This is a genomic window from Agrobacterium sp. 22-226-1, from assembly GCF_053522345.1.
Genome location: NZ_JBNWCP010000004.1, coordinates 1 through 11,973 on the forward strand (window position 1 = coordinate 1; position 11,973 = coordinate 11,973).

The 11,973-nt window shown below is 58.9% G+C and carries 13 protein-coding genes; 3 read left to right on the top strand and 10 right to left on the bottom strand.

Annotated features, from left to right (window positions below; genetic code table 11):
* Positions 1 to 197: 197 nt before the first annotated feature.
* From ACQZ5K_RS08060 to ACQZ5K_RS08075, 4 genes are all read right to left on the bottom strand, one after another.
* Positions 198 to 1,577 carry an ATP-binding protein gene (locus tag ACQZ5K_RS08060; protein ID WP_003522867.1) on the bottom strand — a complete coding sequence of 460 codons (1,380 nt, stop codon included), beginning with the start codon at positions 1,575 to 1,577 and terminating at the stop codon, positions 198 to 200.
* Positions 1,578 to 1,608: 31 nt separating this feature from the next.
* Positions 1,609 to 2,322, bottom strand: a complete 714-nt coding sequence (locus tag ACQZ5K_RS08065) for a response regulator (protein ID WP_448740085.1) — start codon at positions 2,320 to 2,322, stop codon at positions 1,609 to 1,611.
* A 2-nt stretch (positions 2,323 to 2,324) separates the two neighbouring features.
* The gene (locus ACQZ5K_RS08070; RefSeq protein ID WP_031234081.1) at positions 2,325 to 2,831 is read right to left on the bottom strand and encodes a MarR family winged helix-turn-helix transcriptional regulator; all 507 of its coding nucleotides are present in this window, start codon (positions 2,829 to 2,831) and stop codon (positions 2,325 to 2,327) included.
* 241 nt (positions 2,832 to 3,072) lie between these two features.
* Positions 3,073 to 3,672, bottom strand: coding sequence for a DUF1236 domain-containing protein (locus ACQZ5K_RS08075; RefSeq protein ID WP_003522864.1), 600 nt, complete (start codon positions 3,670 to 3,672; stop codon positions 3,073 to 3,075).
* 231 nt (positions 3,673 to 3,903) lie between these two features.
* Between ACQZ5K_RS08075 and ACQZ5K_RS08080 the strand changes: the two genes are divergently transcribed.
* A complete protein-coding gene (locus ACQZ5K_RS08080; RefSeq protein WP_003522863.1) occupies positions 3,904 to 4,548 on the top strand; it encodes an MBL fold metallo-hydrolase in 645 nt (214 codons plus the stop codon).
* A gap of 145 nt (positions 4,549 to 4,693) precedes the next feature.
* On the opposite strand, the gene ACQZ5K_RS08085 is transcribed toward ACQZ5K_RS08080, so the two are convergent.
* The 4 genes from ACQZ5K_RS08085 to ACQZ5K_RS08100 all read right to left on the bottom strand — a co-directional run bounded on the left by ACQZ5K_RS08085 (position 4,694) and on the right by ACQZ5K_RS08100 (position 7,792).
* Positions 4,694 to 4,909 (bottom strand): cold-shock protein, encoded by a 216-nt coding sequence (locus ACQZ5K_RS08085; protein WP_003494703.1) that lies wholly within the window; start codon positions 4,907 to 4,909, stop codon positions 4,694 to 4,696.
* A gap of 444 nt (positions 4,910 to 5,353) precedes the next feature.
* A complete protein-coding gene (locus ACQZ5K_RS08090; RefSeq protein ID WP_448740086.1) occupies positions 5,354 to 6,256 on the bottom strand; it encodes a DMT family transporter in 903 nt (300 codons plus the stop codon).
* A gap of 151 nt (positions 6,257 to 6,407) precedes the next feature.
* Positions 6,408 to 6,719: a hypothetical protein gene (locus ACQZ5K_RS08095; RefSeq protein WP_448740087.1), complete on the bottom strand. Its 312-nt coding sequence runs from the start codon at positions 6,717 to 6,719 to the stop codon at positions 6,408 to 6,410.
* 146 nt (positions 6,720 to 6,865) lie between these two features.
* Positions 6,866 to 7,792, bottom strand: a complete 927-nt coding sequence (locus tag ACQZ5K_RS08100) for an EAL domain-containing protein (protein WP_003522860.1) — start codon at positions 7,790 to 7,792, stop codon at positions 6,866 to 6,868.
* A 209-nt stretch (positions 7,793 to 8,001) separates the two neighbouring features.
* On the opposite strand from ACQZ5K_RS08100, the gene ACQZ5K_RS08105 reads away from it, so the two are divergent.
* On the top strand, positions 8,002 to 9,204 hold the full coding sequence (locus ACQZ5K_RS08105; RefSeq protein WP_003522859.1) for a pyridoxal phosphate-dependent aminotransferase: 1,203 nt from the start codon (positions 8,002 to 8,004) through the stop codon (positions 9,202 to 9,204).
* Between the two features lie 58 nt (positions 9,205 to 9,262).
* Here ACQZ5K_RS08105 and ACQZ5K_RS08110 read toward each other — a convergent pair whose 3' ends face one another.
* Positions 9,263 to 10,369 (bottom strand): calcium:proton antiporter, encoded by a 1,107-nt coding sequence (locus ACQZ5K_RS08110; RefSeq protein WP_448740088.1) that lies wholly within the window; start codon positions 10,367 to 10,369, stop codon positions 9,263 to 9,265.
* Positions 10,370 to 10,563: 194 nt separating this feature from the next.
* On the opposite strand from ACQZ5K_RS08110, the gene ACQZ5K_RS08115 reads away from it, so the two are divergent.
* Positions 10,564 to 10,830, top strand: a complete 267-nt coding sequence (locus ACQZ5K_RS08115) for a DUF2188 domain-containing protein (protein ID WP_003522857.1) — start codon at positions 10,564 to 10,566, stop codon at positions 10,828 to 10,830.
* Between the two features lie 109 nt (positions 10,831 to 10,939).
* On the opposite strand, the gene ACQZ5K_RS08120 is transcribed toward ACQZ5K_RS08115, so the two are convergent.
* Positions 10,940 to 11,884: a LysR family transcriptional regulator gene (locus tag ACQZ5K_RS08120; RefSeq protein ID WP_003522856.1), complete on the bottom strand. Its 945-nt coding sequence runs from the start codon at positions 11,882 to 11,884 to the stop codon at positions 10,940 to 10,942.
* Between the last annotated feature and the right edge of the window lie 89 nt (positions 11,885 to 11,973).

Sequence of the window (11,973 nt, forward strand, 5' to 3'; positions counted from 1 at the left end):
TTCGGTTTCGGCATGACGAAAACTCCAGATGACAAAATCCAGAGTTCTATGAATCACATATCAGAGCTTAATTGAATCCTGAATGTCGATTGGACCTAGTGCATTTCCAGGAAAAGTGGAGCCCGGTTTTCCGTCCGGAAATGCGCCGAAACAAGGAGTTAGAGTGTTTTCGCGATTCGAAGAAAAGCGAAAAAACTCTAAGCCGGAATTTTGACGATTACCCGCAATCCACCCATCGGGCTTTCATCGAGCGTCACATCGCCGCCGTGGCTGCGGGCGATATCGCGCACGATGGAAAGGCCAAGACCGGTGCCCGAAGCATTGAGGTTGCGCGCCTCGTCCAGCCGGAAGAACGGCTTGAACACATCCTCGCGTGAGTTTTCCGGAATGCCCGGCCCGTCATCGTCAAAGGTCATGATGATGGAACGCGGCGCCTTGCGGATATCGATGTGGAGATTGCCGGCGTAACGCCGTGCATTTTCGGCCAGATTGGCGACGAGCCGGGACAGCGCGTTCGGCCGCGCGATGATCCGCTCGATATTATAAAGCTCGTAGCTGAATTTCTTGCCGTGCAGCTCGAAATCATGGCCGATTTTTTCGAGAAGGGCCGGAAGCTCCAGCGTGCCGACATCCTCTTCGACATCGGTACGGGCAAAGGTCAGATAGGCCTCCAGCATCGACTGCATGTCCTCGACATCCTTGTCGAGCCCCTCGAGGTCGGGATTGTCGCCCGCGAGCGCCAGTTGCAGCTTGAAGCGGGTGAGGATGGTGCGCAGGTCGTGGCTGACGCCGTTCAGCATGGCGGTGCGCTGCTCCATCTGCCGCTCGATACGCTCGCGCATCAGGATGAAGGCGAGGCCGGCGCGCCGCACCTCGTCCGCACCGCGCGGGGAATAGCCGCTGATCTTCTGGCCCTTGCCGAAGTTTTCCGCCGCCTTGGCGAGCGCTTCGATGGGTTTGATCTGCCCGCGCAGGAAGAGGATGGAGATGGCGATCAGCACCAGCGATGCCCCGACCATCCAGACAAGGAAGATATGCGTGTTGGATGCATAGGCCGAACTGCGGCGGGTGAAGACGCGCAGGGTCTTGTCTTCGAGCTGGATGCGGATTTCCACCAGCGAGCCGTTGCCATAGGTATCGATCCAGAACGGTCGGCCGATCTGCTGCGTTAACTGATCCGCCAGAATCCTGTCGAGGATCGAAAACAGCGGCTCCGGTCTTGGGGCCGGCAGGTCTGTCTTCGGTTCGATATAGACGCTGAGATCCAGCTTGTCGCGGGCGATGCGGATGACGCGCTGATAGTCGTCTTCCTCCGGGTCCGTCTGCAGCAGCTCGATGATCGCGGCGATATCGCGCGTCACGGCGGAGGAGAGGCGTTCCGTCACGAGCTGCCAGTGGCGTTCCATGAAAACGGCCGCGACCACGGCCTGAAGCAGGATCATCGGCAGGATGATGATGAGCAGCGAGCGGGTGTAGAGGCCGGTTGGCAGCCAGTGGCGCAGCCATCTGCCTGACATGCGCCAGGCCTTGGCCGCGCCGCTGTTTCTGACCGTGCTGAGAAAATCGAGGCTCGCCATGGCCGTGCGTTCGCCCTTCGTTGGGTGCTCGTCAGTCCACGCTCAGGCGGTAACCGATGCCGCGCACCGTTTGCAGATAGACAGGATTGGCAGGGTCGTCCTCGATCTTTCGGCGAAGACGGTTGATCTGCACGTCGATGGTTCTTTCGCCCACTTCCGATTCCGCTTCCACCAGCTCGTGGCGGGGAATGGTATCGCCTGCGCGCAGCGCAAAAAGCAGCATGATCTCCTGCTCGCGATCCGTCAGGCGGATCGTTTCGGGGCCGCGCCGCAATTCCTTTTTGGGGATGGAGAAGCTGTAGGGGCCGAACATGATCTGTTCGATCTTGGGGGTATCGGGCGAGGTATTGCGCCGCAGGATATTGTTGATGCGAAGGACGAGCTCGCGCGGGTCGAAGGGTTTGGCGAGATAATCGTCCGCACCCGCTTCCAGCCCGGCGATGCGCGAATCCGCTTCCGAGCGGGCGGTCAGAAGAATGACCGGCACGGATTTGTCCTCGTTCAGCGAGCGGGTCAGCGAAAGCCCGTTTTCGCCGGGCATCATCACGTCGAGGATGAGCAGATCGAAACGGATGCCCACCATTTTGCGCCGGGCTTCGGTCGCATCGGCCGCCACGGAGATGCGATAGCCCTTGTCGCCCAGAAAGCGCTGCAGGAGATCGCGAATGCGGGCATCGTCGTCGACGATCAGCAGGTGGGCCGCATCGTCATCCGCCGGTGGACGTTTTGTCGGTGCTGTCGCCATTGTCACTCGTCCTCCACGGTGGTGGTCGTCGTCGGGCTGCGCATCTGCGCCAGGAATTTGCGCACGCAGGCGCGGGCGTCCGGCCCGAGACCTTCCAACGCGCGGTCGATGCGGCGCGATTGCGGCTCGCTCAGCGCCAGCGCCAGTTCGCGACCCGTGAGCGTGGGGTAAAGCCTGCGCTGGCGGCGGTCTTCCGGGCCTGCCATCTGGCGAATGTAACCGTCGTCGATCAATTGCTTCAGCACACGGGCAAGGCTCTGCTTGGTAATCTGCAGCGTATCGAGCAGATCCGCTACCGTCATGCCTGGCTGCCGGCTGACGAAATAGACCACCCGGTGATGCGCCCGCCCATATTCCAGTTTCGACAGAATGACATCGGGATCGGAGACGAAATCGCGATAGGCGAAAAACAGCGCCTCGATCGTGTCGAAGTCGATCTTGCCGTCGTCAACCTTCGGGAGTGCCGGTGTCTGCCTGGCGGCGGCGGTTTTGAGCGATTGCGGTGGCACTGCGGTTCCTTCATATTCTGCGGCTGTCTGATCATAGGCTGACAGGCGTCGATGCGCCAATATTCTGTAAACATAGCCGAAAATGCGTCCGCTCGGGAGAATGCCGCGATCATTTTCTGTTGCGGTGGATAATATGGCGCGGGTGCGGGTGCAACTGGAATCCTGAGCGGCCTTTACCGGAAATAGAAAAGAGCGCGGAAACTCCGCGCTCTTCATCCGTCTCTTGAAGTCCGCCGTGCGTTTACTGATAGACGTAGACGATCCGTCGCGTCGAAGGTTCGACCAGAACCGGCACGTCGTTCACCCGGACATAACGATATTGATAGTCCGGAATTTCAACGAGACGTGTATCCGACGGCAACACACTACCGACGGCTATGTCGCCATCATAGGTGACGGTGTCTGCGGGATGTTCGTCAATATAGGTCATCACCGATTGCGGCGGATCGACCTCGCCGACGCGGCCGAGGTTCGGATCGCCGGGATTGGGTTCGGCCTGTACGCTCGAGGTCTTTTCATAGGTCACGACCGGCACGCTGAGTTCCGAGCGGCGCTGTTCGAGAATGACCGGCGAGCCCTCATACATGACATTCAGATAATCGGCATGCGCCCAGCCGCGCAGGCCGTTGACTTCGATCCGGCACCAGCTGCTGCCTTCCATGCAGCCATCCAGAACCGCATTGCTGCCGCGGGTGGCCAGTCCCACTTCGGGATAGTCTTCACCGGGGCCTGAGCGAACGGAAATATCCGATGCGGTGGTGGCGACCATGGCGGCGTTCGCGAAACCGGCCATCAAGGCGAAGGCGCCGCCAGCCATGAGCATTTTAAGCGTCTTGTCCATGTGTCTCACTCCTTTCAAGACTGGAGCTAGAACGTCGCAACCATCGGGGCGTTCCACATTTTTTGCCGGTAATTCCCGCCATCCGCCGAAGATTTATTGCTATCTTCCTGTTTCCATAGTGGTTTTTAGACTGATCCAGCCGCTGAAAGCCGGCGTCTTTTCCGCCGCCATTGTGCCGCACCCGGTCGCGGGCTATAGGAGGCGGGAGCTTTCAGACAGGAGACACAGGATATGGGAAAATTGCAGGCGGGCATTATTCCGGTCACGCCATTCGAGCAGAATTGCACCATCCTGTTCGATCAGGACACCAAGGAGGGCGTCGTCGTCGATCCCGGTGGGGATGTGGACGTCATTCTCCAGGTCGTGTCTGAAAATGGCATCACGCTGAAGGAAATCTGGCTGACGCACGGGCATCTCGATCATGCCGGCGGTGCCGATGAACTGCGTGAAAAGCTGTCGCTGCCGGTCATCGGGCCGCATGAGGACGACCGTCCCTTGCTCGAAAGGGTTGAGGCGCAGGCCGAAAAATACGGGATTAGCGGTCTTCGGAACGTCGCGCCCGATAAATGGCTGAAGGACGGCGACAGGGTATCCTTCGGGGATCACGTCTTCGAAGTCTATCATTGCCCGGGCCATGCGCCCGGCCACGTCATATATTACAACCGCGACCAGAACTTCGCCCATGTCGGCGACGTGCTGTTTTCGGGATCGGTGGGGCGCACGGACCTGCCGGGCGGAAACCATGAGCAATTGATGGCGTCCATTCGCGACAAGCTTTTGCCGCTGGGTGACGATGTCGGTTTCATCTGCGGCCATGGTCCGGGTGGACGGCTGGGCGAAGAACGGCTCACCAACCCCTATCTCAAGGGGCTCTGAGCGCTGGCTCATTAGAGTTTTTTCGCATTTCCAGACGGAAAACCGGATTCCACTTTTCCTGAAAATGCTCTAAGTCCTGCGGGACCGCACAAAAAAACCCGGCATTCCTGCCGGGCTTCAACTAGAAAAGAAAGCCGTTTTAGGGTCAGCCAGCAATCTGCAGATTGACTGCCTTCGGCCCCTTGCCGCGACGATCCGGTTCCGTGTCGAAGCTCACTTTCTGATTTTCTGAAAGTCCGGACAGGCCAGAAGCCTGTACGGCAGAGATGTGAACAAAGATATCAGCGCCACCATTGTCTGGCTTGATGAAGCCGAAGCCTTTGTCTGTATTGAAGAATTTTACGGTGCCAGTTTCGGCCATGCATCAGGTCCTTTTCGCTCTGCCCGCGTTCAGCTACAGGCAGCATTACAGTTTTGCCCCGCGTGGGCGTTGGCAGGCAGTTTTTGACTATTGAGAAAATGGACCTTCGCAGCGGGAAGTAATGGCGTTCTCATCCAACGTTTTTCGTCCCACCGCCCGAGGTTTATAGCGTCCCCAGTGCGCAAAATTATAGGCCTTCCCATGCTCGCAAATTGCCCGAACCGCGGTAGAGTGATGCGTTTATCGAAAATTGGCAAGCAAAAGTTTTCACGGGCTTTTTGTCAGATAAAAAACCTGCGGTAGAATAACATCGTGCAATCGCATATTTTTTCCGCAGAAGTGACAGTTGATGAAATAATTGCCGTTTGCCGAAGGATTTCACGGCAAAATTTGAATGCCCTATTTGAATTTATGGCGGAAAGAGAAAAATAAGTTCTTTTTGCGTCAGGCCGCTCCAGCCATGGATTTTTGCCGTTTGCGCGTCAGTTCCGGCACCAGTTCCACGATGAGGATCGCGACGAATATGATCAGGCAGCCGATATAGCCGGCGCTTGAAATGGTTTCCTTCAGGAACACCGAAGCCAGCAAAGCGCCGAAAAGCGCTTCCGAGGACAGGAATATCGCGGCCTGCGGGGCGGTGGTGTAACGCTGGCCGATGACCTGCAGCACGAAGGCGAGGCCGGAGGAGACGAGGCCGACATAGAGGATTTCCGCCAGCGACGCCTCGATGGAGGCCATGCTGATCGGTTCGAACACGACACCGATCATGCAACTAAGAAGGGAGCAAACGGCGAACTGGGTGCAGGAAAGCGCCAGCGGCCTTCCGCTTTCGGAAACGAAGCGTCCGGCCAGCGTGATCTGGATCGCCCAGAAGAAGGCGCAGATGATGCTGAGAATATCGCCCGTGGTCAGCGCCTCGAAAGCGCCGCCGGAGAGCAGGAATATGCCGCCCAGCATCATCAGCGCGCATGGCCAGACGATCCAGTGGGGATGACGGCGGTAAAGCACGACGGCGATCGCGGGTACGAAGATGACGTAGAGCCCGGTCAGGAAGCTGGAATTGGTGACGGTCGTGGTCAGGAGCCCGACCTGCTGCGTGGTGGCGCCGCCGAACAGGGCCAGACCCACGAGGATGAAGCTGCCGATTTCGCGCCGGCGCGGCGGCGATTTCAGCGACCGTGTTTCCATGAGCGCGAAGGGCAGCACGGCGATGGCGGCGATGGCGAAACGCAGGCCGACGAACCAGAACGGGCCGATAGAGGCCATGGCGGAGGATTGCGCAACGAAGCCGCCTCCCCAGATTGCTGCGGCGAGCAGAAGCAGCATATTGGCCTGAATACGCGTCATTAGTTGGCACCAGCACGACAGGGCCGGAAGATCATTCAGTCGCGGCCGTGGTAATTCGGGGATTTTTGAAATATCGATCCGCAATGCGGATGACTGTTTCCGGGTGTTTTAGCAGCAACCTGCCGATGCCGCAAGTCGAGGGAAGGGCCGCTTATTTGTAGCGGCGGGCCTCGTCCTTCAGGCTGCGCCGGGTGAGCGTCAGGCCGCCAATGCCGAGGCCGATGAAAGCCGCGGCCGAAAGGACGATCAGCAGGATGTGGGGGCCCGCTTTCGTCGTCGCCGCCACCTGCGGAATGGCGGAAGTATGCAGGGTATCGACCGCCTGGGCAGACGCATTGGCCGAGGTTGCGATGCCGGCGGCCATGGTGACGATGACAAGAAAAGCCGCAACGGCCATCCAGAGGGAAAACAGCGTTCTCTGCGCCCTTAACCTTTCAACGGAAGTCCGATCGTTGGTAAACATGGCTGTCGCCTCTTGTCCCTGTTCTTAAAGGATAAAAGAGGCTTCGAAATGGACGGCTTGGAGACCGAATTCTGGCGTTCCGCGGCATTTATTGCGGCAATATTGTGGCAAAGCCGGTCAGGAGAGCCGTTTGGGCGGATTTGGCGTCAGAGGCCGCGTTTTCCGAAGGTCCGGGTCTGGCGCAGCGGGTGCGGATCGGCGGGGCGTTCTTCCCGGAAAAATGCCGGTGGCGCAGGGCCTCTTTCCGCCCTTGACCGGGCGAAATATTCACTGCCGAGTTCCGGGAAACGTGTGTCGAAACTGGTCGGGGCAAGTTCGGGCTTTGCCAGCACGTAACCCTGCATCAACAGGACGCCGAGTTCCTCGCACAGATCGACCTGCCACGCGGCTTCCAGCCCTTCGAAGACCGGCTCTATGCCATCGGCGCGAAACTGGCTGACGATGACGCGCAGAAGGGCGGCGCCCGCCGAATTCTGCATGAAATCGCGCACCCAGCCGGCTTCGAATTTCACATAGTCCGGCTTGATGAGCTTCACCCGGTCGATGTCGGAATCGCCGGCGCCATAGTCATCGAGCGCCACGCGAAAGCCGATATCGTGCATGTGGTAGGCGAAGTCGGCGACCATCTGCGTGTCGGAGGCTTTTTTCTCGGAGATTTCGCAGACGATGCGATCCGCCGTCATGCCGGCTTCGTGGGCGGCAAGACGCATGCGCTCCACTTCCTGGCGCATCTTGGCCGGGGTCTGGAACAGGCCCGGATGGAAGTTGACGAAGATGCGGGCGCGGGACCGGTTGAGCCTGCCGGTGTTGAGAATGTGGATCGTGCGCAGGATGCTGTCGATATTTTCGATATCTTCCGGCGCGACCAGCGAGAAAAATTCGCCCGGCGTCACCGGTTCGCCATTGCGATGGGGACGCACCAGACCCTCGAAGGAATCGATGTCGAGAATACCGCTCGCCGTGCGGCGGAAAATGGGCTGCAGGGCCGATTTCAGGTTGAAGGTGCTATAGGCCGTGGACCATGTGCCATCGACCTCGCGGACAAGACTGGAAAAGATGCTTTTGAGCGCCATTTTTCAACCAGATAGAGACACGACCTCTAGGCTCGCGAATGTAGCGTATCAAGCGTTACTTCCGGGTTAAGGAAGGTTTAAATTCTGCGATGCAGCACATAAGCCGGCTTTTGACCTTGAAAGAAGGCCTGTCTTTCGACATAGAAAATGCCGCAGATGACAAGTTTTCCAACCTCTGCCGATGTCAACCCCAATAGGACCGATTAAAAATGGCCTTCCTTGCCGACATTCTCTCCCGCGTAAAGCCATCCGCCACCATCGCCGTTACCCAGAAAGCCCGTGAGCTGAAAGCGAAGGGCCGCGATGTGATCAGCCTTGGCGCCGGCGAGCCGGATTTCGATACGCCCGAAAATATCAAGGAAGCGGCCATCGACGCCATCAAGCGCGGCGAAACGAAATACACGCCGGTTTCGGGTATTCCGGAACTGCGCAAGGCGATTGCCGACAAGTTCAAGCGTGAAAACGGTCTGGACTACAAGCCGGAGCAGACGATTGTCGGCACGGGCGGCAAGCAGATCCTTTTCAACGCCTTCATGGCCACGCTGAACCCGGGCGATGAAGTCATAATTCCGGCGCCCTACTGGGTCAGCTATCCGGAAATGGTGGCGATCTGCGGCGGTACGCCGGTCTTCGTCGACGCCACGCTGGAAGACAATTTCAAGCTGAAGCCGGAAGCGCTGGAAAAGGCGATCACGCCGAAGACCAAGTGGTTCGTGTTCAACTCGCCGTCCAACCCGTCGGGCGCCGCCTATTCGCATGACGAGCTGAAGGCGCTGACCGACGTGCTCGTCAAGCATCCGCATGTCTGGGTACTGACGGACGACATGTATGAGCACCTGACCTACGGCGATTTCAAATTCGTCACGCCGGTCGAAGTCGAGCCTTCGCTCTATGACCGCACGCTGACGATGAACGGCGTCTCCAAGGCCTATGCGATGACCGGCTGGCGTATCGGTTACGCTGCCGGCCCGCTGCCGCTGATCAAGGCCATGGACATGATCCAGGGCCAGCAGACCTCGGGCGCAAGCTCGATTGCGCAATGGGCCGCTGTCGAAGCCTTGAACGGCACGCAGGATTTCATTCCGGCCAACAAGAAAATCTTCGAAGGCCGTCGCGATCTCGTCGTTTCCATGCTCAACCAGGCCAAGGGCATCAGCTGCCCGGCTCCGGAAGGCGCATTCTACGTCTATCCGTCCTGCGCCGGCCTGATCGGCAAGACCGCGCCGTCGGGCAAGGTCATCGAGACGGATACGGATTTCGTTTCCGAGCTTCTGGAAGCCGAAGGCGTCGCCGTCGTGCAGGGATCGGCTTTCGGCCTAGGCCCGAACTTCCGCATTTCCTACGCCACGTCGGAAGCGCTGCTGGAAGAAGCCTGCAAGCGCATCCAGCGCTTCTGCGCCGATTGCCGCTGATCGGTTGTGATATTGATTGAAAAAGCCTGGCAGCGATGCCGGGCTTTTTTCGTTTTGGTCAAAGCCCCAGAAACAGCAGCATGATGAAGGTGGCGAAGAGAATGAAATGCGTCATTCCTTCAATCGCGTTGGTTTCGCCGTCATTGAGATTGATGGCCGCGGCGATGAGGGTGATGAAGACCATGACGGTCTGAACCGGCGTCATTGCCATGATGAAAGGCTGGCCGGTATAGAGCGCGATACCCTCCATGACGGGCACGGTGAGGATGACCGTCGACAGCGATGCGCCCATGGCGATATTGACCACGGCCTGCATGCGATTGCGCAGGGCGGAGCGGAGCGCGGTGAGGATTTCCGGCGATGCCGAGATCGTCGCCACCACCACCGCCATCAGCGCCGGCGGCGCGCTGGTGCCCTCGAGGCTTTCGCTTAAGAAGGCCGACATGAATTCCGCCAGCACACCGATCAGCACCACGCCGGCGATGATGAGGCCTATGGATACCGTTACGCTGCCTTCGTCCTCCTCTTCCGCATGGCCGTCCGATGCCTGCCCGGCCGGATGTGCCTTGCGGGGATAGGCATAGCTGAAGAAATAGCTGTGCGGGCCGACCTGCATTTTGAGGAACAGGGCGTAAAGCGCGATCATCGCGACGATGGTGAAGGCGGAGTACACATGCCAGCTTTCATTGGGGATGAATTCCGGCACGATCATCGAAATACCCATGGCGGTGAGGATCATCACGCCATAGGTCTTGCCGGAATCGTCGTTATAAGGCTGCTCGCCGTGGCGAAGACCGCCGAGCAGCGCCGCGAGACCGAGAATGCCGTTGATGTCGATCATCACGGCGGAATAGATCGTATCCCGCACCAGAGTGGGCGAACTGGATTCGCTCATGATGATGGCGAGGATCAGCACTTCCACCGCGACGGCCGACAACGTCAGGATCATGGTGCCGTAAGGGTCGCCGACCTTGGTGGCAAGGATTTCGGCGTGATGGGCGACCCGCATCGAGACGAGGACGATGAGCCCGATCAGCGCAACGGCGGCGATAAGCGCCGCCGTTTTTCCGGCTTCGAATATTGCATGTTCGGCCAGATAAGCGACGATTGCCGCCGGTATCGCCAGCAGCAGCATGCGCTCCTGTTTCAGAATAGAACCCGCCATCGATTTCCCTTCCCCCTGATCGGCTCAGGCTGTGACGTATCGTCCCCCAGATCAAGCAGGATTTGCGCTTGAATGCTTTTGGTAGGATAGTGGTGTTGCAGGACATGCTGCTCATGCCGCGGTGTCCCATCGGGTGCAATGCTTGAAACGCGGTTGTGGTTGCCATGTCGCCTACCGAGACAGGAGGACCATGCATGACCAAAGTGGTATATGAAATTGTCGAACATGACGGAGGCTTCGCCTACCGCATGAACGGTGCTTATTCCGAAACATTCCCTTCTTATGCGGATGCCGTCGAAGCTGCGCGCATCGTTGCCGCCGAACAGCAGGTGGGGGGCGATGACGAGGAAATCAGCTATCAGGATGAGAGCGGCCACTGGCATGAAGAATATAGCCAGGGCGGCGACCGGCCGGAAGCCGAGGTGGTCGACAAGACGACGCAGCAGGCCAGACCGTTTTGATCGGCGATCCGTGGATTTCCAGCAAAGCCGGGATCACTTTGCGTATTCCGCCGGTCTCTTCCAGGCAATTGCGGATGTCGGCCCGCGCGGCAACGATGCGGGATCGGCATTAGCGCCGTTTCGGCGGGGCGCCCGGATCGGTTTCTTTAAGATGACCCTTGAGGCCTTCGACGAGGGCGCTGAAAACGGCACGACATCGCGGCGAGGTCTTGAGATTTTCATGCATCGCGACCCAGGTGTGGAGCGGAATGTCGATTTTCGGAAGAACCTGAACGAGCCGGGGGTCCTTGCGCGCCAGACCGATCTGACAGACGCCGATGCCTGCACTGGCGCGGATCATGGCAAGCTGGGCGAGATTGCTGTCGGCGCGGATTTCAAAGGAAATTTCCTCAATATCGGGTATGTCCGGATCGAGCGAGCGCATCCGCTGGATGGCCGCCCGAATGAAAGGCGTCTTGCGGTCGAAACCGACCATCCGGTGATGGTTCAGATCTTCCATGCTCTTCGGGGTGCCGGCTCTTGCCAGATAGTCGCGTGTCGCATGAAATCCCAGACGGAAATTGCCGATATAACGCATCACGATCGCATCCTGCTGCGGTTCGGTCATGCGAATGGCGATATCCGCCTCGCGCCTTAAAAGGTCTTCCAGCGTATCGGAGAGCGAAAGCTCGATTTCAAGCCGTGGGTGAACCTCCTGCATGGCCGTGATGATCGGCGGCAGCATTTCCACGCCGATGATATCACTTGCGCTGATGCGCACCGTGCCTTCGATCTTGCCGACTTCGCCGGAGGCCGCGCGCATGAGGGCGGCGGTTGTTGCCGCGAGATTTTCCGCGTAGGGGCGGAGCGCAAGGGCTGCTTCCGTCGGCATCAACCCGTGCGGCGAGCGGATGAACAGCGGAAAGCCGACGGCCTCTTCCAGCGCGCCGATGTGACGTCCTGCCGTCGGCTGGGTGATGCCAAGCTCGCGGGCGGCGGCGGACAGCGAACCGTCGCTCAGCACGCTGAGGAAGGTGCGATAGAAATCCCAGCTGATGTCACGGTTTCTGGTCATAAGATTTTGTATAGCTGCTCCACTCATTTCGATAATTTCGTATATCGCGGAACGGGGCGATACTCCAGCCCACATCAAGGAGTACGGCG

What these genes read in the sequence shown, in the direction of transcription:
- ACQZ5K_RS08095 (WP_448740087.1), bottom strand. Translation starts at nt 6,719, where the DNA reads ATGTTTACCAACGATCGGACTTCCGTTGAAAGGTTAAGGGCGCAGAGA.
- ACQZ5K_RS08100 (WP_003522860.1), bottom strand. Translation starts at nt 7,792, where the DNA reads ATGGCGCTCAAAAGCATCTTTTCCAGTCTTGTCCGCGAGGTCGATGGC.
- ACQZ5K_RS08065 (WP_448740085.1), bottom strand. Translation starts at nt 2,322, where the DNA reads ATGGCGACAGCACCGACAAAACGTCCACCGGCGGATGACGATGCGGCC.
- ACQZ5K_RS08115 (WP_003522857.1), top strand. Translation starts at nt 10,564, where the DNA reads ATGACCAAAGTGGTATATGAAATTGTCGAACATGACGGAGGCTTCGCC.
- ACQZ5K_RS08105 (WP_003522859.1), top strand. Translation starts at nt 8,002, where the DNA reads ATGGCCTTCCTTGCCGACATTCTCTCCCGCGTAAAGCCATCCGCCACC.
- ACQZ5K_RS08120 (WP_003522856.1), bottom strand. Translation starts at nt 11,884, where the DNA reads ATGACCAGAAACCGTGACATCAGCTGGGATTTCTATCGCACCTTCCTC.
- ACQZ5K_RS08090 (WP_448740086.1), bottom strand. Translation starts at nt 6,256, where the DNA reads ATGACGCGTATTCAGGCCAATATGCTGCTTCTGCTCGCCGCAGCAATC.
- ACQZ5K_RS08075 (WP_003522864.1), bottom strand. Translation starts at nt 3,672, where the DNA reads ATGGACAAGACGCTTAAAATGCTCATGGCTGGCGGCGCCTTCGCCTTG.
- ACQZ5K_RS08060 (WP_003522867.1), bottom strand. Translation starts at nt 1,577, where the DNA reads ATGGCGAGCCTCGATTTTCTCAGCACGGTCAGAAACAGCGGCGCGGCC.
- ACQZ5K_RS08110 (WP_448740088.1), bottom strand. Translation starts at nt 10,369, where the DNA reads ATGGCGGGTTCTATTCTGAAACAGGAGCGCATGCTGCTGCTGGCGATA.
- ACQZ5K_RS08080 (WP_003522863.1), top strand. Translation starts at nt 3,904, where the DNA reads ATGGGAAAATTGCAGGCGGGCATTATTCCGGTCACGCCATTCGAGCAG.
- ACQZ5K_RS08085 (WP_003494703.1), bottom strand. Translation starts at nt 4,909, where the DNA reads ATGGCCGAAACTGGCACCGTAAAATTCTTCAATACAGACAAAGGCTTC.